The following is a 24,500-nucleotide window of genomic DNA, read 5'->3' as shown; positions in this document are numbered from 1 at the left end:
TTACTTCTCCACCTTTTTCTTCGAGTAATCTCGTTTACGAGGTGCAATTAACGATACATCGACGTCCTCATAGTGGAATGCAGGCTTCTCATTTTTACCTTTGAACGTTGCCATCGTTGTTTTTAGGAATTCTTGATCATTTCTCTCAGGGAATTCCGGTTTATAATGTGCGCCTCGGCTTTCATTACGATTGTATGCCCCAATCGTAATCACTCTTGCCAACTGAAGCATATTGTCAAGCTGACGGGTAAAGGCAGCTCCTTGGTTGCTCCATGATGCTGTATCGTTTATATTGATGTGCTTATAGCGCTCCATCAGCTCTTCAATCTTCTGATCTGTTTTCAGCAACTTATCATTGTAACGAACTACTGTGACGTTGTCTGTCATCCACTCGCCAAGCTCTTTATGAATCACGTATGCGTTTTCTGTTCCATCCATACTTAGGATATTATCCCATTTCTCTTGTTCTTTCTTCACTGCACTGTCATACATGGCAGAAGATAAGTCTTCAGCAGACTTTTCAAGGCCGCTAATGTATTTCACCGCATTCGGACCTGCGACGATTCCGCCGTATATCGCTGAAAGTAATGAGTTAGCACCAAGTCTGTTTCCGCCATGCATGGAGTAATCGCATTCTCCTGCAGCGAACAACCCTTTGATATTTGTCATTTGATCATAATCAACCCATAATCCGCCCATTGAATAATGAACAGCAGGAAAAATTTTCATCGGAAGCTTACGCGGATCATCACCCATGAATTTTTCATAAATTTCAATGATACCGCCAAGCTTAATATCAAGCTCTTTTGGATCTTTGTGAGAAAGGTCAAGATACACCATGTTTTCTCCATTGATGCCAAGCTTTTGCTCTACGCATACGTCAAAAATTTCACGTGTTGCGATGTCACGCGGAACAAGGTTTCCGTATGCTGGATATTTTTCTTCAAGGAAGTACCATGGCTTCCCGTCTTTATATGTCCACACGCGTCCACCTTCACCACGAGCCGATTCACTCATGAGACGAAGCTTATCATCCCCAGGAATCGCCGTTGGGTGAATTTGAATGAATTCTCCATTTGCATAGTAAGCACCTTGCTGATACACGATAGAAGCTGCTGAACCTGTATTAATCATAGAGTTCGTTGATTTTCCAAAAATGATGCCAGGTCCACCTGTTGCCATGATGACAGCATCTGAACGGAAAGATTCAATCTCCATCGTTGTCAGGTTTTGTGCAACAATTCCACGACAAACTTGTTCGTCATCTAGGACAACGCCAAGGAATTCCCAGCCTTCGTATTTCGTCACAAGCCCTGCTACTTCATAGCGGCGCACTTGTTCATCAAGTGCGTAAAGTAGCTGCTGTCCAGTCGTTGCACCAGCATAGGCGGTTCTATGGTGTTGCGTTCCACCAAAGCGGCGGAAGTCCAATAATCCTTCTGATGTTCTATTAAACATAACTCCCATACGATCAAGTAAGTGGATAATGGACGGCGCTGCTTCACACATTGCCTTGACTGGCGGCTGGTTCGCTAAGAAGTCTCCGCCATATACCGTGTCATCAAAATGTTCATAAGGTGAATCTCCTTCACCTTTTGTATTTACCGCTCCATTAATTCCGCCCTGTGCGCAAACAGAATGTGAACGTTTTACAGGTACGATTGAAAATAGTTTAACAGCCGTTCCCGCTTCTGCTGCTTTAATGGTTGCCATGAGACCAGCCAAGCCGCCTCCGACAACGATGATGCTAGAATTACTCATTGTAGCCCCTCTCCCTCTTCTACTAATCTATTTTCTCTTAAACAAAAGCGAAAATTGCTCTTAGTCCTACATATGAAAGCGCTATAAATATACCTAATGTCACATATGTGGAAATTCTTTGTGAGCGTGGTGACACGGTAATTCCCCAGCTAACAGCAAATGACCACAAACCATTCGCAAAATGGAAAATAGTAGACAAAACGCCAACAATATAGAAACCAAGCATAAATGGAGAGCTTAAAATATTCGCCATCATATCATAGTTTACTTCTGCTCCAAGCTGAGCTTGAATTCTTGTTTCCCATACATGCCAAGAGACAAAAATTAATGTGATGATACCAGTAATCCTTTGAAGCGTAAACAACCAGTTTCTTAAGTAACTGAAGCGAGACGTGTTGTATTTTGCCGTAAAGGCTATGTACACGCCATAAACAGCATGATAGATGAGCGGCAAGAAAATAACAAACAGCTCAAGTGCATATCTAAATGGAAGTTGTTCCATAAAATGTGCAGCTTTGTTAAACGCCTCTGGTCCTCTTGTCGCAAAGTGGTTGATTACCAAGTGCTGTACTAAAAATAGACCAACTGGAATGACGCCAAGCAAAGAATGCAATCTCCGATAAAAAAAGTCTTTGTTCCCCGACATTACTTTACCCCCTAGTAAAAAAAGTGCAGTTGCTTGAAAATCGCCTTACCCCCGCTTCTTTCAAATGTAAGCACTTTATTCAAATTTATTGACAATTTCATTTTACTCCTATGTCAAAAAAGCGTCAAGAAACCGCGTACACAAATTAAAATTTTCCGAAATTTAAAAGATTTAAATCAAAATTCGTTTTTCTACAATAAGAATTTATGAGACTTCTAGGAAAAATTCTGTCATCATCTGCCCACATGAGTTATAATAAATTGTTGAAAGAGGGGAGCCGTACAATGAATAAATACGAATCTAACTTAGAACAACTAAAAGAAATTGAAGTCAATGGGTTTGCCTACGAGCTGATACGCGAAGTTCTGCTGCCTGACATTCTTGGTCAGGATCATCCATCTATGATGTATTTTGCGGGTAAGATGCTTGCTCGTAAATTCCCTCAAGAATCATGGGAGAAAATCCCCGAATTTTTCCATGATGCCGGATGGGGTACACTCACCATCATCCATTCTAAAAAACAGGAAATTGAGTTTGAGCTCGAAGGTCCACTTGTATCAAATCGACTCACCTATCAAAAAGAGCCTTGCTTTCAAATGGAGGCTGGTTTCATCGCTGAACAAATTCAGCTACTGAATGAGCACATTGCTGAATCTTATGAACAAGTCAAAAAACGTGCTGAAAAAGTCATTTTAACGGTTAAATGGGATTTAAAAGACCCTTGCTAACATGTTGATGAAAGGCGAAGACTTAAAGCGAGTCACGCCTTTTTTATGTTTCTTCATCTATCATAGCATACATGCAAAAACGGTTATCCGCAGAAAAAACATCTACCCCGCTGCGCTGGAGTAGATGCTTCTTGTTCATTTTTTACTTTCTTGGTATGTTGCTTCGTATTCACTGTGTAACGGTCTCAAATGCACCGTCAAAATGAGGCCTATCCCAATCCATGAGATCCGTCTCTTTTTCTGTTTTATGAATGAGCGGCTACACTCACTTTTGACAATTCAAACGCATCATGCAGTGCTTCAACTGCTTTGACCATATCATCACGGCTGACAACAGTTGATACTTTGATCTCTGACGTACTGACCATTTTCACTTGAATATCTTTTTCAGCTAAGACAGCAAACATTTCGGCAGCCACCCCTGGATTTGAGACCATGCCAGAACCAACAATGGAGACCTTGGCTAATTTGCTTTCTGTCTCAATCTGTTCATAACCTAATGCACCTTTGTATTCTTCTAATACTTCAACTGTTTTAGAAAGATCATCCGTTTTCACAGAGAAAGAGATTGACGTTTGATTTGTGCTTGTGACAGATTGAATGATGATATCGACATTGATATTTTGCTTAGCGAGTGTAGTAAAAATTGTAGACAGTGTCGTCAAACCGCTTGAAAGCCCGCACACAGTGACACGTGTAATCTGATCTTCAAATGCAATTCCTCTTACGACTAAATTTTGTTCCATGGATGATTCCTCCTCAATGAATGTACCCGCTTCATTTTCGATACTAGAACGGACCTCTAATGGGACTTGATAATTTTTCGCAAATTCAACCGCTCTCGGATGCAATACACCTGCTCCTAAATTGGCAAGTTCGAGCATTTCATCATATGAAATTCCTGCAAGCTTACGTGCTGACGGTACATAACGCGGATCTGTCGTAAAAACGCCTGGTACGTCTGTGTAAATATCACATTTATCCGCTTTTAATGCAGCAGCAAGTGCCACAGCCGTCGTATCCGATCCGCCTCGACCAAGTGTTGTAATATGTACATCGTCTGCAATCCCTTGGAATCCTGCAACGACGACTACTTTTCCCGCACTTAGCTCCTTTTTTACTCTTGTTTCATCAATCTCCACGATTCTTGCATTTCCATGCACCTTCTCGGTTTTCATTCCTGCCTGCCAGCCCGTAAAGGAGATCGCATCATAGCCTTTTGCCTGTAGCGCCATCGCTAGTAAGGAGATCGTCACTTGCTCCCCAGTCGTCAAAAGCATATCCATTTCTCTTTTGCTCGGGGCATCTGTTAGTTCTTTGGCAAGGTCTACAAGTACATCGGTTGATTTCCCCATTGCGGAGACCACAACGACCACATCATGTCCAGCCTTGCGTTCAGCAATTACTCTATCAGCGGCTCTGCGTATTTTTTCGATCGTGCCAACGGATGTACCGCCAAATTTTTGTACAATTAATCCCATGTATATCACCCTTTTTCAAAAGATCACGTGCGAGAGAAGAGACAAGAAACGACTTGAGACTGCTTTCTCACTGCATACAAAAAAGCAATGAGAGTACAAATCTCCCATTGCTTTAAATAATCATCAAAAGATGCGTAAAAACAATGAGATAGCTCTCCAAGAAAAAGATTCTTGACAGCTCTACATTTCTTCAATGTAAAGCCAGCAAATAAAATGAGTGGATTTTATTCACTTCGGCGACGCTCCCCTTTCAGCCCTCTTCCTAGATCCCATCGATCTCTGAAGGCTTACTCTTGAAGTTCGCACCTCTATCTTCACCAAACAACACGTACATTTATTCAATTAGTCACATCTTAACAGACTTTTGGAAAAAGTACAATCTATTTTTTTAATGCCTCTGCTAAAAGTTCCGCTGTTTGTTTCGGAATACCAATCTCTTGAAACTCTTGAACAGAAGCTTCTTTCATCTTTTTCACAGAGCCGAAATGCTTGAGTAACTTTTTTTTACGTTTTTCTCCGATACCCGGTATATCATCTAAAATGGATTGAAATGCATTTTTTCCTCGCAATTGCCGGTGAAAGCTAATGGCAAATCGGTGTACTTCATCTTGGATACGCTGCAATAAATAGAAGGCCTGACTGTTTCGTTCTAGTGCAACAATTTCAAGCGTATCTCCCATCATGAGATTTGACGTACGATGTTTCTCATCTTTCACAAGCCCTGCAACCGGAATGGACAGATTCAGCTCATTTTCCAGCACGTCTATGGCAGCGTTGATCTGCCCTTTTCCGCCGTCTATTAAAATCAAATCTGGCAGCGGCAATTGATCCTTTAACACACGTGAGTAACGTCTTCTGATCACTTCACGCATGGAAGCATAATCATCCGGTCCAGCAACTGTTTTTATTTTGTATTTGCGATATTCCTTCTTATATGGCTTCCCATCCTGAAAGACAACCATGGCTGAAACAGGGTCTGCCCCTTGAATATTTGAGTTATCGAATGCCTCAATCCGATATGGCATGTAAATATTCAGGGCATCTCCAAGCTGCTTGACAGCACCAATCGTCCGTTCTTCATCACGCTCAATGAGCGAGAATTTTTCCTTGAGGGCGATTTTTGCATTTTTGTGTGCAAGCAAAAGTAAATCCTTTTTCTTTCCTTTTTTCGGCTGATGAACAGATGTCTCAAGCAATTGTTCGATCATCACTTGGTCCACGCTGTCTGGCACCAAAATTTCCTTCGGTAGAAAATGATTATTCTTTGCATAAAACTGTCCCATAAATGTTAAAAATTCTTCCTCTGGATCTTGATACATTGGGAACAGACTAACATCACGTTCAATCAATTTCCCCTGTCTGATAAAGAAAACTTGAACGCACATCCATCCCTTATCATAGGCATAGGCAAATACATCTCGATCTGATAGGTCACTCATCGTCATTTTCTGCTTTTCCATCGTTGAGTCGATATGAGCGATTTGATCTCTCAATTCTTTTGCACGCTCAAACTCTAAATTTTCAGCAGCTTCTTGCATCTTTTCAGTTAATTCTTTTTTTATTTGCTGGTGGCCTCCGTTTAGAAATCTTGAGATTTCATCAACTAGCTGCTTATTGGTTTCTTCAGAAATGTCATACACACAAGGTGCGAGACATTGACCAAGATGATAATAAAGACACACACGGTCGGGTAATGTCGCACATTTTCTCAACGGATACAAGCGATCTAGCAACTTTTTTGTTTCCCTTGCTGCCTGAACATTTGGATAGGGACCATAATAGCGACCCTTATCCTTTTTTACATTGCGGGTAACGATCAGCTTAGGATGGCGTTCATTTGTAATTTTGATAAAAGGATACGTCTTATCATCCTTTAGCATCACATTATATTTCGGATCGTACTTCTTAATTAAATTCAGCTCTAATATAAGTGCCTCAATATTAGAAGAAGTCACAATGTATTCAAAGTCTTCGATTTCACTAACGAGCCGTTGCGTTTTGGCATCATGTGATCCAGTAAAATAAGAGCGCACCCGATTTTTTAATACTTTTGCTTTCCCAACATAAATGACCGTATTTTGTCTATCTTTCATTAAGTAACAGCCCGGTTGATCAGGCAAAACTGACAGCTTTTCTTTGATCAGTTTATTCATATTTTCATCCGTCCTTGTTTTCCTCTTTCACTCCTTCTAGTGTATCACGAACGTTTGTTTTATACCATATTGAAAGAAAAGCGGCTCCTCGTCTATCGAGAACCGCTTTTAATCATCCTGATGTAAAAAATGCCGATAAAATCAACATTGATTTTATCGGCATTGGTCTGTTTAAAGATGTTTGTTGACAAGCTCAGCAAGCGCTTCTTTCGGTTTAAAACCAACAGAAGTTTCCACAACTTCTCCGTCTTTTAATACAAGAAGTGTCGGGATGCTCATGACGCCATATTTACCAGCTGTTTCTTGGTTTTCGTCTACATCAATTTTGACAATTTTCATTTTATCGCCCATTTCTTGATCAAGCTCTTCAAGAACTGGAGCAATCATTTTACAAGGTCCGCACCATGGAGCCCAAAAGTCTGCAAGAACGACACCTTCTGCAGTTTCTTGTGAAAATGTTGCGTCAGTAGCTTTTACGATTGCCATTATTCATTCCTCCAATGTAAATTATGCTTTTTAGTATAGCATCTACCAATGTGACTTGCGAATGAAATGCTTACGCCTCGTTTTATCATCAAATAGGATTAAAAAACAAATCGAATAATCGCACCAATGACAACAATTGCACCGATAATGATGAGAATCGTTCTAAGCATATGAATTAACTCCCTTTCAGCTTCATTTATAGATTATCATGCCCCAACATTCTTTCCATCAAACATGTGAATATGTCATGGGGTCATGTGGAGTGTCAATATCACAACTGACATTGGGGGAAGATCAATTGTCATTTCCCCAGACGTAACAGAGAATTGCTGGAATTCTGCCGGTTCAACTGTATGAGGGGCATGAAATGTGTTGTGCGCATTCATCCAATCTGCTGTCAGAATTTTTCCGAATGCTTTTGTCTCCGAATTGATCCCATCTATATCAAGCGAAAGTGTTGCTCTCTCATGAGGGTTCAGATGACAAAAACTAATGTGCAGTTCATGAGACGAACGTGAGGCAGAAACGCTGACCTGTGGAATGTTTTCGCCATGACGTTCGTAGGGTGTTGAAACAAAATCCACTTCAAGCGCTTCTCCTTCTTGATGTACTTGAAACATGTCAAATACATGATAAGTAGGTGTAAGAATCATCTGTTCATCCTTCGTTTACACCATTGCTTGAAGGACATTAATCGTCTGTGCAATGTTCGCCATATGAATTCGTTGACAATGGCGGTGAAATATATGGAAATGCAGTGCACAGACAAGGGCGTCTCTCATTGTGTTTTGTTGATACAAAAATCCTGGATTTGTCCCTGGCTCTGGGTCATACCATGTCCCCCATTCATCAATGATCATCCCAATTCGTTTTTGAGGATCATACTGATCCATGATTTTCCCATGCGCAATGATCATCTCTTCCATCTCATAGGCTTTTTTCAGCGTTGTGAACCACTCATCCTCATTAAACTCAGTTGCAGACCCTTTCTTCTCCCATGTACCTGGCACGGTATAATAATGTAAACTGAGTCCATCCATAAATGATGCAGCCCGCTCCATTAAAACTTTTGTCCAGTTCACGTCATTTGAGTTTGCCCCACAAGCTATTTTGTAAATACGATTCCCAGCGAAATGTCTGACATATGTTTGATAGCGCTTATATATGTCTGCATAGTATTCAGGCGTCATATTCCCGCCGCAGCCCCAGCTTTCATTGCCGACCCCAAAGTATGTCAGTTTCCATGGTTCTCGTTTTCCATTTTGAATACGCCAATCGGCCATAGGAGTTCCTTTAGGAAATGTGATGTATTCCACCCATTCAGCTAATTCTTGAACAGACCCGCTGCCAACATTCCCGCAAATATAAGGCTCACATTCAAGCAGCTCGCACAATCTCATAAATTCATGCGTACCAAACTCGTTCGATTCAACTGTACCTCCCCAATGAGTATTCACCATTGGCTTTCGTTCACTTAGATCACCTACTCCATTTGCCCAGTGATATTCATCAGCAAAACAGCCGCCCGGCCACCTAAGCACTGGGATATGTAATTTTTTAAGTGCACTTAGCACATCTGTTCGAATTCCATCTATATTTGAAATAGATGAGTCTTCTCCTACCCAAATACCATCATAAATTCCTCTTCCCAAATGCTCTTGAAAGTGTCCATAAATATATTTAGAAATTCGTCCGATCACTTCGTTGATTTTCACAGACCCTTTCATCTTTCAATCTCTCCTTTTTCATTTGATGACATACAAAAAAATCAGAATGCATGGGCATTCTGATTTTATGAGAGTTATGAGTGGATATTCATCTTTTTTAACTCTTCATTCAAAAGCGGAACCACTTCAAACAGATCACCAACAATTCCGTAATCTGCAATTTTGAAAATTTCAGCTTCTGGGTCTTTGTTGATGGCGACAATGACTTTACTATTAGACATTCCGGCTAAATGCTGGATTGCTCCAGAAATCCCGCAAGCAATATAAAGATCAGGCGTTACGACCTTTCCTGTTTGACCAATTTGCAGCGCATAATCACAGTAGTCTGCATCACAAGCGCCGCGCGAGGCACCGACTGCTGCACCTAAAGTTTGAGCAAGCTCTTTCAGTGGTTCAAAGCCTTCCTTGCTCTTGACCCCGCGCCCTCCAGCGACAATAATCTTTGCTTCAGATAAATCCACACCTTCTGATGTTTTTTTGATCACGTCTTTGACGATCGTTCGCAGGTTTTGGATATCAGCAGATACTGCTGTGACTTCTCCGCTCCTTGACGCATCTCGCTCCAACGGCGGGATATTGTTTGGACGGATTGTTGCCATGAGCAGACGATCTGTCGAAATGACTTTTTCAAAAGCTTTTCCTGAATAAATCGGTCTTGTGAATACAAGATGCTCTCCGGTAACGCTTACATCTATTGCATCTGAGATCAAGCCCGTTTGCAGACGTGCAGCCACTTTCGGTGATAAGTCTTTTCCAAGAGACGTATGACCAAAAAGCACTGCATCTGGATTGACTTGATCTAAAATGGCTTGAAGCGCCTGAGCATAACCATCTGACGTATAATGTGAGAGATGCGGGTGTTCAACGATCATGACATGATCTGCTCCGTAGTAAAACAGCTCTTTGGCTTGGTCTTTGACGTCATCTCCTATCAATACACCAATCACCTCACCACCATCTGCCACTTTATGAGCCGCAGCAATCGCTTCAAATGTCACATTTCTTAATTTACCGTCACGACTTTCTCCAAGTACTATCACTTTTTTACTCATCTTCTCAAGCTCCCCCTTGTTCTCGTGATATCGTAAAGTAGATGATTAGATGACCTTTGCTTCATTTCTCAATAGATCAGTCAGCTCCTTGACTTGATCATGAAGCTCACCGCTCAGCACCTTGCCACCGTCTTTTTTCTCCGGTAAGAAACGTTCAATTGTTTTGATTTTATATGGTACATCATCCTCATCGAGATCTAAATCATCTAATTCCAATTCCTCTAAAGGTTTTTTCTTTGCTTTCATAATCCCTGGTAAAGATGGATAGCGAGGTTCATTGAGACCTTGCTGTGCTGTCACAACAAGCGGTAATTGTGTAGAAATTACTTCAACGTCTCCCTCTGCATCTCGTTCAATCGAAGCGGAATCACCTTCAATTTGAATACTTGTAATGGCTGTGACATATGGAAACCCTAGTAATTCAGCAAGACGAGGGGCGACCTGTCCAGAGCCGCCATCAATGGCGACATTCCCTGCCAATATCAGTGAAGCATCTTTGTCCTTTAAATAATGATAGAGAATGGTTGAGGTTGAAAATTGATCCCACTCTTCTAGATCGTCCTCAACATTTAACAAAACGGCTTGATCGCAACCCATAGCCAGTGCCGTTCTTAGCTGTTTCTCGCTATCCTCACCACCGACTGTGACAACCGTTACTTCTCCTCCATGCTCATCTCGAAGCTGAATCGCTTCTTCTATCGCATACTCATCATAAGGATTAATAATGAACTCCGCCCCGTCTTCTTGAATAGCACCAGACTGAATGGAAATCTTCTCTTCCGTGTCAAACGTACGCTTCATCAATACAAAAATATTCATTCATTTCTCCCCCTTGTGTCGTGCTTATCAGTTATTCCCCTTTAAAATTCGGTTTACGCTTTTCGATAAAGGCTTGGATGCCTTCCTTGGCGTCATTGGATTGGAAGACCTCACCAAACTTTTTGGCTTCCAGCTTCATGCCGCCATCATATGAATACACTTTAGCTGCATTCAATAATTCGAGAACATACTCGAGTGATTTTGGGCTTTTAGCTGCAAATTTAGCTGCTAATGTTTTGGCTTTTTGAAGGGCTTCTTCCTCTGTTTCTGCAAGTTTTGAAACAAGCCCGCATGCGAGTGCTTCTTCCCCGGTAATAGGTTCAGATGTTCCCATCATTTCAAGTGCTTTAGCAGGCCCCACATAACGAGGTAGCCGCTGCGTTCCGCCGAATCCTGGAATAATGCCTAAGTTTAGTTCAGGCAGCCCGAGCTTTGCATCTTTCGTTGCGATACGAATATCACAAGACATCGCAAGCTCTAGTCCGCCGCCTAATGCTGCTCCGTGAATGGATGCAATCACAGGCTTTGGACATTGTTCAATTCGTTCAAACACTTGCTGTCCCCGGTCTGCAAGACTTGCATAATCAGACTCTTCTTGCAATGTTGTAAATTCCTTAATATCAGCACCCGCTGAGAAGAACCTGCCCTCTCCGTGTATCACAATGGCTCTTACTTCAGTATTCTGTTCGAGTTGTTCAAACATGTCATTGAGCTCAGTAAGTAATTGAGAGGATAATGCATTTGCGGGTGGATGTTGAATCGTCAGCAACGCTATCTGTCCTTCATGTTGAAGTGTGAGTAACTTTTCCATGTAAACCATCCTTTTTCAACTTGTCTTTAAGATTGATGTATTCCGTTTAAAAGTAGATCATGTACGTTTTCTGCAAGTGCAGTCAGATCATATTTCTGGTCGTTCATCACCCATGTTGTAGCGGTTTCATCAATCGTACCAAAAACCATTTGTCTGGCCAGGCGGACATCAAGCTCTTGCTTGAATTCCCCTGTTTTCTTCCCCTCTGTTAAAATCGTATCCAGCATATTTAAATACCCTTTCAGCACTTCATTGATTTTTTGTCGCAGCTCAAGGTTTGATTGCCTGAGTTCAAGCTGTGTCACAAGTGCTAAATGATGATCCTGTGCCAGCAGGCGAAAATGCTCCTGAATGAGCAGAAGAAGCTTTTCTTTAGCAGATGATTTTTGTTGAATATCCGTTTCCATCCGCTCGATGAATTGTCCCATTTTTTCTTTAAATAATGAAATGAGAATATCCTCTTTATTTTTGAAATAGAGATAAATCGTTCCGTCTGCTACCCCTGCTTGTTTGGCAATCTTTGAAACTTGTGACTGATGATAGCCGTTCTCTGCAATCACAACGACTGCTGCATCAATAATTTGCATGTACTTCGGTCTTTTCTGCTTCAATGTGCTTCGTTCCTTTCTAAATTGAATGAGTATTCATTCATAACTTTATGTTAAAAAGAAACGAGTGATTTGTCAAGTCATGTTCTTCTTTCTTTTGAATCTTCATCATACCAGAGAAGACGGATACAATTCAATTCATCCGGTCGATTGACCGGATGATGTAAGTTATGTTTCAGGTTGATCGACAGGTACTTCAGAAGCAGACGACCATTTTCTTTTTTCTTCTTCAATTAATACTCTGCGCAATATTTTCCCTACTGCCGTTTTAGGCAGTGATTCCTTGAATTCGTATACACGCGGCACTTTAAATGATGCGATTCTTGTGCGAACAAATCGATCAAGCTCATCTTCTGTTAAATACGCATCCTTTTTCGGGACAACAAATGCTTTCACCGTTTCTCCTCGATATGGATCTGGAATACCTGCAACCACGACTTCCTGAACAAGCTCATGTTCATAAAGTGCTTCTTCGACCTCTCTTGGATAGATATTATAGCCGCTAGCTATGATGACATCTTTTTTTCGGTCTACTATATAGAAAAAACCATCTTCATCCATATAACCAATATCTCCAGTGAAAAACCATCCGTCCCTTAAAACAGTAGCTGTCTCCTCTGGCTGATTCCAATACCCCTTCATCACCTGTGGACCTTTAACAATGATTTCTCCATGTTCATATGGGTTTTTGAGTCCTCCGGTTTCTTCACAGTAAATACCTGCATCTGTATTTGGCCAAGGACAGCCAATGCTTCCTGTTTTGTTTGCTCCCCATAAGAAGTTAGCATGTGTTACTGGCGAGGTTTCTGAAAGACCATATCCCTCTACTAAACGCCCTCCTGTCAATTGTTCAAAGCTTTGTTTGACTTCTACAGGAAGAGCTACCGAGCCGCTTAAACAGGCAGTGATCGACGACAAATCATATTTTTCAATACTTGGATGATTGAGAAGAGCGATATACATGGTTGGTGCTCCCGGAAACAAGGTCGGTTTTTTCCTTTCAATTATTTTGAGTGTGTCAGCAACATCAAAGCGTGGAAGAAGTATCATTTGATGCCCTTCTTTGACAGCAAGGTTCAATACGGTTGTCATCCCGTACACATGAAAAAACGGAATGATTCCAAGAATTCGCTCTTTTCCTCTGCTTGTATTATACATCCATGCTGCACACATTTCTGTATTGGCTAAAATGTTCTCGTGTGTAAGCATGACACCTTTAGGTAATCCGGTTGTTCCACCCGTATATTGCAAAACAGCGACATCCTCTTTCGGATTAAAGGACATTTGCGGAATCGGGTCTCCTAACGAATCTTTCAACACCTCAGAAAAATGGTGAATGGTTTCATTTCTCTCTACTTGGATGACCATTTTGTTTTTTCTTTTTTGAACAATTGGGAAAAGGACATTTTTCGGAAATGGCAAGTAATCTTGTAGTTTTGTGATGATCAGATGTTCAACACTTGTCAGCGCTTTCATTTTATAGGCCTTTGGATATAAAAAATCTAGCGTAATCAGTACCCTTGAGCCACTGTCTTGCATTTGATATTCTAGTTCTTTCTCGGTGTAAAGCGGGTTTGTTTGAACGACAATGCCGCCTGCCATCAAAACAGCGTAATAAGAAATGACAGATTGAGGGCAATTTGGAAGCATAATAGCGACTCGGTCGCTTTTCTTCACACCAATTCGAATTAAATGATTGGCTAGTTTTAAAGATTCCTCTTGTAACTGCCCATAGGTGATGTTTTTTCCTAAGAAATGAATGGCCGTATGATCAGGCGCCACCTCTGCAGAGTGGAATAAGTAAGATTGTAACGTTGCATTTGGGATTGTGAGTTCGTGGGGAATTTGATTCGGGTAATGCAGAAGCCATCGTTTATCTGACTGCATGAAAACCCTCCTTCCTGAACTTTCGTACTATCTTATTATAGCAAACTTTTCAATGAGGCAGTTTGCTTTTTTCATATAGAGCCTGGTCCATTCTCACGCCGTCATTACTTCACAGGTGTTTCAAAACCGCAAAGGCATCTCTATACAAGATTCATGCATATCCTGTCAGCAGATGAGATAAAAGCTGCCAGATTAACCCTGACAGCTTTCTAAAACGCATTCATCATTTTTACAGGAACATGTAAATGGCACCAATCACCGCAAAAGTGCAGGCAACTACGATTAATACTTTTGCTAATTTTTCCATGTCGTCTCCTTAAATGCCGGCTGCTACAACATAGGACAGCCCGACTGAAATAATGAGTGAAATAAACCCAACCGCTCTATTATCATTCTCAATCTCTTTGTCTACTTTAAATCTTGGTGTTAAAAATTCAAAAATGAAGTAGCTGACAAGCAACATAATAAAGCCGTAAACGCCCCATCCAACCATTTGAAGAAGAGAGTTATGCTGTGCGATGGAATGCTGAAACACATTCGCAATTCCAAAAATTTTCCCGCCTGTCGCCATGGCAACAGCTAAGTTCCCTCGCTGAATTTCTTCCCAGTTTTTATAGGAGGTGACGAGTTCAAAAACGGTTAGAAATAAGACAATACATAGGACTGCCACACTATAATAAGCGGCAATTTCCACAAGTTCATTTTCCCAAAAGGCCTTCATGCGTTATCTCCTTTTTACTTTAATTCGACGATGGTGACGCCTAATCCTCCCTCGCCTTGTTCTCCAAAACGAGCATTTTTCACACTTCGGTGCTGTTTCAATAATTCTTGAACACCTTTTCGCAGAGCTCCGGTTCCTTTACCATGAATAATGGACACGCGCGGATAACCTGCTAATACGGCATCATCTAAATATTTCTCTACTCTGCTTAAAGCATTTTCATAACGCTCTCCTCTTAAATCAAGTTCAAGCGATACATGATAATCTTTCCCTTTGACAGCCGTAATGGCTTTCTCTTGTTTAAATTCTGGAGCCGATTTGATAAACTCCATGTCATTTTCTTTTACTTTCATTTTCAGAATGCCCATTTGGACACTCCACTCTTTGTCACCCGTTTTTTCAAGCAAGGTTCCTTTTTGTCCAAACGTGAGCACTTTCACTTCATCACCGGGTTTTAATTGTCTCACGTTTTTCTTTACTGTTTCTGCTTTTTTCTTCCGATCAAATTCAGGAACAGCTTCTTCTAGACGCTTTCTCGCATCGATGAGTTCATGTTCTTTGAACGAGCGGTGCTCACTTTGAATAGACCGTAGCTCATGAATAATGTCTTCTGCTTCTTTCACCGCTTGTTCAATTTTCTCCTTTGCTGTCTGTTCCGCTTCTTCTAGCAGCTTGTCCTTTTTCTCATTCCATTCAAGGATTTGCTTTTGCAGCTCCTTGTGCAGTTTTTCCGCTTCTTTTCTATAGGATTCTGTCTCTTTCAACTCTTCTTCAGCTTGTTTTTTGCTATCTTCTAATGAGGCAATCATTTGATCCACTTCATTATGCTCTGCATGTACATCCGCTTTTGCTCTGTCAATAAGGTGAGCAGGCAATCCGAGACGTTTGGAAATTTCAAAAGCGTTACTCCGCCCTGGGACACCAATGAGCAAACGGTACGTTGGTGATAACGTTTCGATATCAAACTCTACACTCGCATTTGTCACACCTTCTCGGTTATATCCGTATGCTTTCAGCTCAGGGTAGTGAGTGGTCGCAATGACGCGAGCATTTGTTTGATGAACTTCATCTAATATACTCATTGCAAGTGCAGCACCTTCAGCAGGATCTGTCCCTGCGCCTAGTTCGTCAAATAAAACAAGTGAATTCGAGGTCATATTCTTTAAAATGTCCACAATATTGACCATATGAGAAGAGAAAGTACTCAAGCTTTGTTCAATGGATTGCTCATCTCCAATATCGGCGAATACTTGGTCAAAAACAGCCACTTCCGATCCTTCTTCAACCGGAATATGAAGGCCCGCCTGCGTCATGAGTGTGAGAAGTCCCAGTGTTTTTAACGTGACCGTTTTCCCACCTGTATTTGGCCCTGTGATCACGATGGTCGAGAAATCCTTCCCAAGCTCAATGTCATTTGCCACCACTTGATCTCGGGGTAAAAGGGGATGTCTCGCCCGTTTTAAATAAATCTCTCCTTGATCGTTCACAGAAGGCTTCGTTGCTTTTTCTGCCTTTGCATACTTTGCTTTTGCAAAGATAAAGTCTAATGTCTGAAGTTCCTTTACATTATGAAGCAGTTCATCAATATGCTCGGAAACGCTCTCTGTCAGCATTTGCAGTATTCTTTCGATTTCTTGCTTTTCTTTTAGGCGAGTTTGCTGCAATGTATTGTTCAAATCCACCACGACCTGAGGCTCAATAAAAAGTGTCGCCCCAGAAGAGGATTGGTCATGAACAATCCCGCCATAATTCGAGCGATACTCTTGCTTGACAGGGATAACAAAGCGATCATTTCGAATCGTCACAATTGTATCTGACAACATTTTTGAAGCAGATTGTGAACGAATCATAGATTCTAATTGATCACGCACCTTTGATTCTAATGAGCGTAATTGTGTGCGCAGCGCGCGTAACGCCGGAGTCGCATGGTCAAGCACTTCCCCATTATCACCAATAGAGCTCTCGATCTCTTTTCTCAATTCAGGCAGTAAAATTAATGTCTCTGCATATGCATGAAGGCGTGGTATATCGACACCATCTTCATACATGGATAAGAGAAAGTGCTTCATGTTTTTCACAGCATATAATAGTCCTGCGATCTCCATTAGCTCAGAGGGACTTAATGTACTGCCAATTTCTGCCCGTTTGACTCCTCGTCTAATATCTGTTAAACCGCCAAAAGGCGCAGACCCTTTTAAACGAATCACATCTTGTGCTTCTGCCACCTCTTCCAGCAGATGCTTTATGGTTTCAATATCTGTGAGCGGGGTTAAGTCCTGTACCCTCTCTTTCCCTAGGGTGGATGCAGCATATGACATCACTTTTTCTTTTACTTTATGAAATTCTAATGATGCTAACACTTTTTGTTGCAGCATTGTACAGCCTCCTAACGACTACCTGTCACGCGTTAAAAACTTTTTCATCTCTTTGAGTGAAAATGTGTTCACGACATTTGCTTTTGGTGTCCAACCTTTTCTCGCAGCTGTGACACCGATTTCCATATGATCTAGCATGGCGATGTTGTGAGCATCTGTATTGATCATAATGTTCACACCTGCTTCATTCGCTTTCATTAAATGCTCTGTTTTCAAATCAAGTCTTGATGGATGACTGTTTAACTCTAATGCTGTTCCCGTTTGCTTGGCAAGTTCAATAAGCTGATCAATATTCAAGGCATAGCCATCTCGCCTTCCAATCAAACGCCCAGTTGGATGCGCAATGACATCCACATGCTGATTTTGAAGCGCAGTCTCAAGACGTTTCATTATCACTTCCTCCGGCTGTGAAAAGCTAGAATGAATGGAAGCAATGACAAAATCCATTTCAGCTAAAAATTCATCATCATAATCTAATGATCCATCCGGCAGAATATCCATTTCGACCCCTTTGAAAATGTGAAAATGCTCGAATTCCTGATTGAGCTTGTCAATTTCTTTTGCTTGAAGCCGCAGTCGTTCTTTTGTTAATCCGTTTGCTACTTTTAAATATTGCGAGTGATCTGTAATTGCCATGTATTCGTAGCCTCTTGCGATACATGCTTCTGCCATTTCACGTATAGAGAACGCTCCGTCACTCCAAGTTGAGTGCATATGAAGGTCACCTTTTATATCTTGTAGTTCAATAAATTGCATACTTTCTTTATACGAATCAATCTCCGCTCCGGTTTCACGAATTTCCGGCGGAATCAGCGGAAGTTGAAAATGTGCATAAAAAGCGGTTTCGTCTTTAAATGTTTTTACTTCTCCAGTTTCAATTGTTTCTACACCGTATTCGCTAATGCGCTCACCGCGTTCTTTTGCAATTTGCCTCATTCTGATGTTATGATCCTTCGATCCAGTGAAATGATGTAACGTTGTGGCAAATTGCTCTGATGTCACAAGACGGAAATCCACACTAATCTCAAAATCTAATGCAAGCATAACGGATACCTTCGTATCTCCGCTTGCAATGATGTCTTTCACATCATTTAGTGCAACGAGTTGCTCTCTTACCTGTTCAGGGTGTTCCGTTGCAATGATGTAATCTAAGTCCTTCACTGTTTCGCACGCACGTCTTAAACTGCCTGCTCTAGAAAATCGGATAATTCCGTTCATGTGTTCAAGCGCATGATCAATACGCTCTGCTACATCTAAAGCAAAACCGATCGGCAAACGTTCTGGTTGCTTACCTGCTTCCTCGAGCGCTGTGAGGATTTTTTCCTCTGTTTTTTTACCAAAGCCAGCTAATGATTGGACTTTCTCCGTCTCACACGCTTCTTTTAAAGATTGAGCATCATGTACACCAAGTTCTTGGTAAAGTTTTGCGATCTTTTTCCCGCCCAATCCTGGCAGTTTTAATAATGGGATCAGTCCTTCAGGCACTTCCTTTTTTAATTGTTCAAGTGTCTCTGATCGTCCTTTTTCAATATACTCAGTGATCACGGCATAAGTTCCTTTGCCGATTCCAGGTAATGTTAATAGATTATCTATTTGAGAAAGGCTACGGTCATCTTGTTCAAGCGCCGCTGCTGCTTTGCGAAAGGCCGATACTTTGAAAGGGTTATCTCCTTTTAATTCCATATAAACTGCAATTGTTTCAAGAAGTTTGATAATATCTTTTTTATTCATCATCTCATCCTCCAGCCACTTTGGCATCTTCCTTTATAAATATATAAACTTTTCCTTCTTCCGACAACTTCAAGTCATGGAATGAGAAAAAACTTCTCCAAGAAAGGAGAAGTTTTTAAGCTCCATACGTCGTCCATAAGTCTTTCACAAGACTGGACAGATAAGGGGTGTTGCCTACGATCACATCTGCTAATACTGATTTGCTTATCATCGTTTGCAGCGCATCGACTGGAAGTAATGCAGTGACAAACAATAGAATAAACACAAATAAATACGTTTCAAGAAATCCTAAAACAGCGCCAAGCAGTTTGTTTACCTGCTTAATCACGGGTATACTTGCAATGGTTGTGAGCAGTCCGCCAATGATGGCAAGCAGGATTTTTGTCAAGATAAACAGAATGATAAACGCAATAGTATTATAATAAGCTGTTTCTAAGTTCCCACTAATGAAAGCAAGCTGCGATTGACCTCCGCTAAAATGAGGTGACGGAATCCACGTAAGCTGTGGTGCAAGCGACTGATAAAGCATAGAAGCCACTAAAATAGAAACAACAAAGCTAATCAATTTAATAAATTGAAGAATAAACCCGCGTTTTAGACCGACAAGCGTTCCCATAAGAAGCAAAAACAAAATGATGATATCGATCACGGTGATTTCATTCCTTTTCTTTAAGCTGAAGCTCAAGTTTTTCGTATTGCTCTTTTAATTTCAAATAGTCGTGGACGACATTGACTGCTGTCAGTACAGCTAATTTGTTTATATCAAGATATGGGTTTTTTTCATTTATTTCTCTCATTTTATCATCAACAATTGAAGCAACATGTCGCATATGCATCTTCGTCTCTTGACCGATGATTGTATAGGACTGTCCGTAAATCTCAACTGTTGTTTTCGTTTTACCGCCGTCAGACAACGTTTCTCCTCCATTCCACGAGAATCCTAGTCTCTATCATAACATGTTTAGACATTGAATGGAAAGACGAGCCCTTCCCTGTTATGGTACACTTTAGAAATCAATAATATCAAGGAAAAAGGAGTTATCCACTGTGCCCCAATCCGTCTTAAAAGCAACTTCAGAAGACATGAAGAAGATAAAGAGCGTGTATGCTCACCATTTGACTGACACCTTGCCAAGAGGCGCACTATTTCAAGCAAAGGTTCCAGGCTGTACGATTACAGCCTATCAATCAGGAAAAGTCCTGTTTCAAGGACAAAAAGCAGCAGCTGAAGCAGGTCACTTCAGCCACTTAAAGAAAGCTGATGCAAAAAGTAAAAAAACACCTGTCGTGACCAAATATACACCTCCTGCCAACATTGCTTCAATGTCGGTTATCGGCTCAGACGAGGTAGGCACTGGTGATTATTTTGGACCAATAACTGTCTGTGCAGCATATGTTGATTCAAGTCAGCTTGCGCTTATGAAAGAGCTTGGCGTCAAAGACTCTAAAGGTCTAAAAGATTCGCACATTATCAATATCGCCAAAGATCTCATAAAAACCATCCCGTTCAGCCTGCTTGTCCTTCGCAATGAAAAGTACAATACAATGCAGGAAAAGGGCATGAGCCAAGGAAAAATGAAGGCCCTGCTTCATAACCAAGTCATCACCTCTGTTCTTGACAAGCTGGATGGCAGAAAACCAGAAGCCATTTTAATTGATCAATTTGCGGAACCCAGCATTTATTTCAAGCATCTTACAGGGAGAAAGATTATTAAAGAGCGCACATACTTCAGCACAAAAGCCGAAGGGATTCATTTATCTGTTGCTGCTGCTTCAATTATCGCAAGGTATGCCTTTTTAATAGAGATGGATAAATTATCAAAAGCAGCCGGCTTTGACATCCCAAAAGGAGCAGGTCCTCATGTAGACAAGGCGGCTGCAAAACTGATCAAACTCCATGGCGAAGACGCTTTACGACAATTTACAAAACTGCACTTTGCTAACACACAAAAAGCAAAAAAATTATTGCATTAAAAAAAGGGGCTGCGGCACATGAGGCTGCAGCTCCTTTTTCATTATCCACGTAAGACGGCTTGATACGTATCTTCTAGTGCTTTTAATACCTTTGTATGAACGGCTGTCACTTCTTCTTCTGTTAATGTTTGGTCTGGGTTTAAATATTGCAGAGAAAAAGCAACGGATTTCTTTCCTTCTTCCATATGCTCACCTTCATACACATCAAAGACTGAAAGATCGGTAAGCAAACTGCCACCCGCTTCATAAATAACCCGTTCTAACTGTCCGCTTGAAATATGCTGATCTACGACAAGGGCAATATCTCTTGTTACAGCTGGGAATCGCGGAATGGCTTTATATTTCATACTCTCTGTTTCAGCCGTTATAACATCCGTTAAATCCAATTCAAAGACATATGTTTCTTTTAAGTCTAATTCCTTTTCAACCACCGGATGAAGCTCAGCAACAAAACCGATGACCTTTCCATTTAATTGAACATCTGCTGTACGTCCTGGATGAAGACCTTCACGCTCTGCTTGAACATATGTGATTTGATCTGATACACCAAGCTTTTCAAACAGCCCTTCAGTAATCCCCTTTGCGACATAAAAATCAACAGCTTTCTTCTCCCCCTGCCAAAGATTTTTATGCCATAAGCCTGTAATAGCACAAGCAACATGCTCTTTCTCTATTGGCTTTGCGCCTTCGTCTTCTGCTAGGAAAACAGAACCTGTCTCATAAAGTCCGAATGAATCAGCTTGTCTTGCCAAGTTATAAGCGACAGAATCGAGTAAGTTCGGAAGAAGACTTTGTCTTAATACACTTCGCTCTTCACTCATTGGAAGAGATAGTTTCGTTTGATAAGCCGAGTGCAGAGCAAAAGCTGTTGACTTGTGCTGATTCGTTAATGAATACGTAATCGCTTGCGAGAGCCCTGCACCCTCTAAGAAACGTCTGACCTTTCTGCGTTTCACTTGGTATCGTGTAAGGCCGCCAACGGTTCCACCTGTAGCAGGAAGTGTAGAGGGAATATTATCGTAACCATATAAACGAGCCACTTCCTCAATTAAGTCTTCCTCAATGGTAATATCCATTCTGCGAGAAGGGACCGTAACGACAAGAACATCGTTTGATTCTCCAACTGCAAAGCCAAGTTTGTTGAAAATATGAATCATCTCTTCTTTTGAAATGTTCATTCCAAGCACTTTGTTCACACGTTCAGTGGATACATGAATGACATTCATTTTCGGTTCTATGTGATTTTCCTCTACAGTTCCACTAAGCACTTCACCGCCTGCATAGACACTGATCAATTGCGCCGCTCTCTCTGCTGCCGGTTTCACACGTTGCGGATCTAACCCTTTTTCAAAACGTGTACTTGATTCACTGCGAAGTCCTAAGTCTCTAGATGCTTGACGAACCGTTTGACCGTTAAAATAAGCAGCTTCTAATAAAATCGTTGTCGTCTCATCATGCACCTCCGATTCAAAACCTCCCATCACACCTGCTACAGCGTGAGCCTTTGAGCCGTTTGTAATAACAAGGTGCTCAGATGACAATGTACGTTCTTGGGCATCTAATGTTTGAATGACTTCGCCCTCAGCGGCCTTGCGGACAACTACCTTCTTAGAATCAAACCGGTCATAATCAAATGCATGAAGTGGCTGACCATATTCAAGCAAGACAAAATTCGTAATATCCACTACGTTGTTAATAGGGCGAATACCTGCATTCATGAGTCTTGTTTGTATCCATAATGGTGCAGGTCCAATCTTCACATTTTTAATGATTTTTGCTGCATAAAGAGGATTTGCTTCTTGATCATCAATTTGCACAGAAATGTAGTCTGCTGCTTTTTCTGTTGAAGATTGATATATTGTGTCAGGCAGTTTGACATCACGACCTAGAATGGCCGCAACTTCATAGGCAACACCAAGCATATTCAGTGCATCAGCACGGTTCGGTGTTAAACCAAGCTCCAGCACAGCATCATCTAATTGAAGTGCCTGAAGTGCATCAGCTCCTGGCTGAACATCATTTGGGAACACAAAAATGCCGTCTGCATATTTCTTTGGTACGAGTTTACTTTCTACTCCTAATTCTTGCAGTGAACAAATCATCCCATGAGACTCTTCGCCGCGCAGTTTTGCTTTTTTTATTTTAAAATTGCCAGGAAGGACAGCGCCAACAGTAGCTACCGCCACATACTGTCCTTTATCGACATTAGGAGCCCCGCATATAATTTGTACAGGTGCTTCTTCACCGATATCGACAAGACATTTATTTAATTTATCAGCATTAGGGTGCTGTTCACACTCGATCACGTGACCGACAACCACACCTTTCATGCCTTCACCTTTATACTCAACCGCCTCTACTTCAATTCCGCTTTTTGTGATTTTTTCTGCTAATTCAGCCGGCTGAATGCCTTCTAAATCTACATAGTCTTCTAACCATTTATATGAAACAAACATGATGATTTCCTCCTCTTAGTCCTGCTTAAATTGCTTTATGAATCTAATATCATTTGTGTAGAAATGGCGAATATCATCGATACCGTATTTCAGCATCGCAATACGTTCAACGCCCATTCCAAAAGCAAAACCTTGATAAATATTTGGATCAAATCCGCTCATTTTAAGTACATTCGGGTGAACCATACCAGCACCTAAAATTTCAATCCAGCCTGTCCCCTTACATACTGAACAGCCTTTACTTCCACATTTAAAGCATGAGACGTCGACTTCAACTGATGGTTCTGTAAATGGGAAAAAGCTTGGGCGCAATCTAATTTCACGATCTTCACCAAACATCTTTTTGGCAACTGTCTCTAACGTTCCTTTTAAGTCACTCATGCTAATATTGTGATCAACAACAAGCCCTTCGATTTGCATGAATTGATGTGAATGGGTTGCATCATCACTGTCTCTTCTATATACCTTACCAGGGCAGATAATCTTCACAGGACCTTGGCCTTTATATTTCTCAAGTGTACGTGCTTGGACTGGAGAGGTTTGTGTTCTCATCAGCGTATCTTCAGTAATGTAGAAACTATCCTGCATATCACGCGCAGGGTGTTCCTTTGGAAGGTTCAATGCCTCAAAGTTATAATAATCCGTTTCAACCTCAGGACCTTCCTCTACGGTATAGCCCATCCCGATCAATAAATCTTCAATATCCTCTACAACAATCGTTAGTGGATGTCTTGCCCCCATTTTAATTGGACTTGCCGGCAATGTGACATCAATCGTTTGGGAAGCTAGTTGTTTTTTTACTTCTTCAGCTTCCAGTTGTTCATTTTTTTCAGCAATTGCATTTGCAATACGCTCTCTTACTTCGTTTGCGAGTGCCCCCATTTTCGGTCTTTCATCAGCGGAGAGCTTTCCCATTCCACGAAGTACTTCTGTGATGGGTCCTTTTTTCCCTAAATATTGAACACGAATATCATTTACCTCTTTGAGTGAGTCGGCTGCTTCTACCTTCGCTACCGCCTCTTGTTCTAGCTGTTTTAACGTTTCTTGCATAAATGTAATCCTCCTTTTGATATACGAAGCCGTC

The 24,500-nt window shown here is 41.2% G+C and carries 19 protein-coding genes, 1 pseudogene and 1 riboswitch; of the genes and pseudogenes, 2 read left to right on the top strand and 18 right to left on the bottom strand.

Annotated features, from left to right (window positions below):
• Both sdhA and ABVJ71_RS16685 read right to left on the bottom strand, forming a co-directional pair.
• On the bottom strand, positions 1-1,761 hold the full coding sequence (sdhA, locus tag ABVJ71_RS16690) for a succinate dehydrogenase flavoprotein subunit (RefSeq protein WP_353855012.1): 1,761 nt from the start codon (positions 1,759-1,761) through the stop codon (positions 1-3).
• A gap of 37 nt (positions 1,762-1,798) precedes the next feature.
• Positions 1,799-2,407, bottom strand: coding sequence for a succinate dehydrogenase cytochrome b558 subunit (locus ABVJ71_RS16685; protein ID WP_353855011.1), 609 nt, complete (start codon positions 2,405-2,407; stop codon positions 1,799-1,801).
• Between the two features lie 284 nt (positions 2,408-2,691).
• Here ABVJ71_RS16685 and ABVJ71_RS16680 point away from each other — a divergent pair, with 284 nt between their 5' ends.
• Positions 2,692-3,135, top strand: a complete 444-nt coding sequence (locus ABVJ71_RS16680; protein WP_353855010.1) for a YslB family protein — start codon at positions 2,692-2,694, stop codon at positions 3,133-3,135.
• A 245-nt stretch (positions 3,136-3,380) separates the two neighbouring features.
• On the opposite strand, the gene ABVJ71_RS16675 is transcribed toward ABVJ71_RS16680, so the two are convergent.
• The 14 genes and pseudogenes from ABVJ71_RS16675 to zapA form a co-directional block, all read right to left on the bottom strand.
• A complete protein-coding gene (locus ABVJ71_RS16675; protein ID WP_353855009.1) occupies positions 3,381-4,616 on the bottom strand; it encodes an aspartate kinase in 1,236 nt (411 codons plus the stop codon).
• A 141-nt stretch (positions 4,617-4,757) separates the two neighbouring features.
• Positions 4,758-4,935: riboswitch (Lysine riboswitch) on the bottom strand.
• Positions 4,936-4,996: 61 nt separating this feature from the next.
• Entirely contained in the window at positions 4,997-6,769 is a 1,773-nt protein-coding gene (gene uvrC / locus ABVJ71_RS16670) for an excinuclease ABC subunit UvrC (protein ID WP_353855008.1), read from the bottom strand.
• A gap of 171 nt (positions 6,770-6,940) precedes the next feature.
• Positions 6,941-7,255: a thioredoxin gene (trxA, locus tag ABVJ71_RS16665; RefSeq protein ID WP_353855007.1), complete on the bottom strand. Its 315-nt coding sequence runs from the start codon at positions 7,253-7,255 to the stop codon at positions 6,941-6,943.
• 245 nt (positions 7,256-7,500) lie between these two features.
• A pseudogene (locus ABVJ71_RS16660) lies at positions 7,501-8,982 on the bottom strand (alpha-N-arabinofuranosidase).
• A 74-nt stretch (positions 8,983-9,056) separates the two neighbouring features.
• Positions 9,057-10,034: an electron transfer flavoprotein subunit alpha/FixB family protein gene (locus tag ABVJ71_RS16655; protein WP_353855006.1), complete on the bottom strand. Its 978-nt coding sequence runs from the start codon at positions 10,032-10,034 to the stop codon at positions 9,057-9,059.
• A gap of 45 nt (positions 10,035-10,079) precedes the next feature.
• On the bottom strand, positions 10,080-10,853 hold the full coding sequence (locus ABVJ71_RS16650; RefSeq protein WP_353855005.1) for an electron transfer flavoprotein subunit beta/FixA family protein: 774 nt from the start codon (positions 10,851-10,853) through the stop codon (positions 10,080-10,082).
• Between the two features lie 31 nt (positions 10,854-10,884).
• Entirely contained in the window at positions 10,885-11,664 is a 780-nt protein-coding gene (locus ABVJ71_RS16645; RefSeq protein ID WP_353855004.1) for an enoyl-CoA hydratase, read from the bottom strand.
• A gap of 26 nt (positions 11,665-11,690) precedes the next feature.
• Positions 11,691-12,275 carry a TetR/AcrR family transcriptional regulator gene (locus ABVJ71_RS16640; RefSeq protein WP_353855003.1) on the bottom strand — a complete coding sequence of 195 codons (585 nt, stop codon included), beginning with the start codon at positions 12,273-12,275 and terminating at the stop codon, positions 11,691-11,693.
• A 165-nt stretch (positions 12,276-12,440) separates the two neighbouring features.
• Positions 12,441-14,159, bottom strand: a complete 1,719-nt coding sequence (locus ABVJ71_RS16635) for an AMP-binding protein (protein ID WP_353855002.1) — start codon at positions 14,157-14,159, stop codon at positions 12,441-12,443.
• 316 nt (positions 14,160-14,475) lie between these two features.
• A complete protein-coding gene (locus ABVJ71_RS16630) occupies positions 14,476-14,880 on the bottom strand; it encodes a DUF350 domain-containing protein (RefSeq protein WP_353855001.1) in 405 nt (134 codons plus the stop codon).
• Between the two features lie 14 nt (positions 14,881-14,894).
• Positions 14,895-17,252 (bottom strand): endonuclease MutS2, encoded by a 2,358-nt coding sequence (locus ABVJ71_RS16625; protein ID WP_353856727.1) that lies wholly within the window; start codon positions 17,250-17,252, stop codon positions 14,895-14,897.
• A gap of 21 nt (positions 17,253-17,273) precedes the next feature.
• A complete protein-coding gene (gene polX, locus ABVJ71_RS16620) occupies positions 17,274-18,986 on the bottom strand; it encodes a DNA polymerase/3'-5' exonuclease PolX (RefSeq protein ID WP_353856726.1) in 1,713 nt (570 codons plus the stop codon).
• A gap of 115 nt (positions 18,987-19,101) precedes the next feature.
• Positions 19,102-19,635: a CvpA family protein gene (locus tag ABVJ71_RS16615; protein ID WP_353855000.1), complete on the bottom strand. Its 534-nt coding sequence runs from the start codon at positions 19,633-19,635 to the stop codon at positions 19,102-19,104.
• A gap of 7 nt (positions 19,636-19,642) precedes the next feature.
• Positions 19,643-19,900 (bottom strand): cell division protein ZapA, encoded by a 258-nt coding sequence (gene zapA / locus ABVJ71_RS16610; protein ID WP_353854999.1) that lies wholly within the window; start codon positions 19,898-19,900, stop codon positions 19,643-19,645.
• A 133-nt stretch (positions 19,901-20,033) separates the two neighbouring features.
• Between zapA and rnhC the strand changes: the two genes are divergently transcribed.
• Positions 20,034-20,960 (top strand): ribonuclease HIII, encoded by a 927-nt coding sequence (gene rnhC / locus ABVJ71_RS16605; protein ID WP_353854998.1) that lies wholly within the window; start codon positions 20,034-20,036, stop codon positions 20,958-20,960.
• Between the two features lie 41 nt (positions 20,961-21,001).
• Here the strand turns inward: rnhC and pheT are convergent, their stop codons facing one another.
• Together pheT and pheS are read right to left on the bottom strand one after the other, a co-directional pair.
• Complete coding sequence (gene pheT / locus ABVJ71_RS16600; RefSeq protein ID WP_353854997.1) at positions 21,002-23,416, bottom strand: phenylalanine--tRNA ligase subunit beta; 2,415 nt, start codon at positions 23,414-23,416, stop codon at positions 21,002-21,004.
• Between the two features lie 15 nt (positions 23,417-23,431).
• The gene (gene pheS / locus ABVJ71_RS16595) at positions 23,432-24,466 is read right to left on the bottom strand and encodes a phenylalanine--tRNA ligase subunit alpha (protein WP_353854996.1); all 1,035 of its coding nucleotides are present in this window, start codon (positions 24,464-24,466) and stop codon (positions 23,432-23,434) included.
• Between the last annotated feature and the right edge of the window lie 34 nt (positions 24,467-24,500).

This window comes from Bacillus sp. Bos-x628 (genome assembly GCF_040500475.1).
Taxonomy (GTDB): domain Bacteria; phylum Bacillota; class Bacilli; order Bacillales; family Bacillaceae; genus Bacillus; species Bacillus maqinnsis.
Note: the sequence above shows the minus strand (reverse complement) of the source record. Positions and strands in the feature narration are given on the sequence as shown.

Excerpts from the sequence above, each read along its gene's own strand:
- ABVJ71_RS16655 (WP_353855006.1), bottom strand. The coding sequence starts at position 10,034 with ATGAGTAAAAAAGTGATAGTACTTGGAGAAAGTCGTGACGGTAAATTA.
- pheS (WP_353854996.1), bottom strand. The coding sequence starts at position 24,466 with ATGCAAGAAACGTTAAAACAGCTAGAACAAGAGGCGGTAGCGAAGGTA.
- ABVJ71_RS16650 (WP_353855005.1), bottom strand. The coding sequence starts at position 10,853 with ATGAATATTTTTGTATTGATGAAGCGTACGTTTGACACGGAAGAGAAG.
- ABVJ71_RS16680 (WP_353855010.1), top strand. The coding sequence starts at position 2,692 with ATGAATAAATACGAATCTAACTTAGAACAACTAAAAGAAATTGAAGTC.
- ABVJ71_RS16675 (WP_353855009.1), bottom strand. The coding sequence starts at position 4,616 with ATGGGATTAATTGTACAAAAATTTGGCGGTACATCCGTTGGCACGATC.
- uvrC (WP_353855008.1), bottom strand. The coding sequence starts at position 6,769 with ATGAATAAACTGATCAAAGAAAAGCTGTCAGTTTTGCCTGATCAACCG.
- ABVJ71_RS16685 (WP_353855011.1), bottom strand. The coding sequence starts at position 2,407 with ATGTCGGGGAACAAAGACTTTTTTTATCGGAGATTGCATTCTTTGCTT.
- sdhA (WP_353855012.1), bottom strand. The coding sequence starts at position 1,761 with ATGAGTAATTCTAGCATCATCGTTGTCGGAGGCGGCTTGGCTGGTCTC.
- polX (WP_353856726.1), bottom strand. The coding sequence starts at position 18,986 with ATGAATAAAAAAGATATTATCAAACTTCTTGAAACAATTGCAGTTTAT.
- pheT (WP_353854997.1), bottom strand. The coding sequence starts at position 23,416 with ATGTTTGTTTCATATAAATGGTTAGAAGACTATGTAGATTTAGAAGGC.
- ABVJ71_RS16630 (WP_353855001.1), bottom strand. The coding sequence starts at position 14,880 with ATGAAGGCCTTTTGGGAAAATGAACTTGTGGAAATTGCCGCTTATTAT.
- trxA (WP_353855007.1), bottom strand. The coding sequence starts at position 7,255 with ATGGCAATCGTAAAAGCTACTGACGCAACATTTTCACAAGAAACTGCA.
- ABVJ71_RS16645 (WP_353855004.1), bottom strand. The coding sequence starts at position 11,664 with ATGGAAAAGTTACTCACACTTCAACATGAAGGACAGATAGCGTTGCTG.
- ABVJ71_RS16635 (WP_353855002.1), bottom strand. The coding sequence starts at position 14,159 with ATGCAGTCAGATAAACGATGGCTTCTGCATTACCCGAATCAAATTCCC.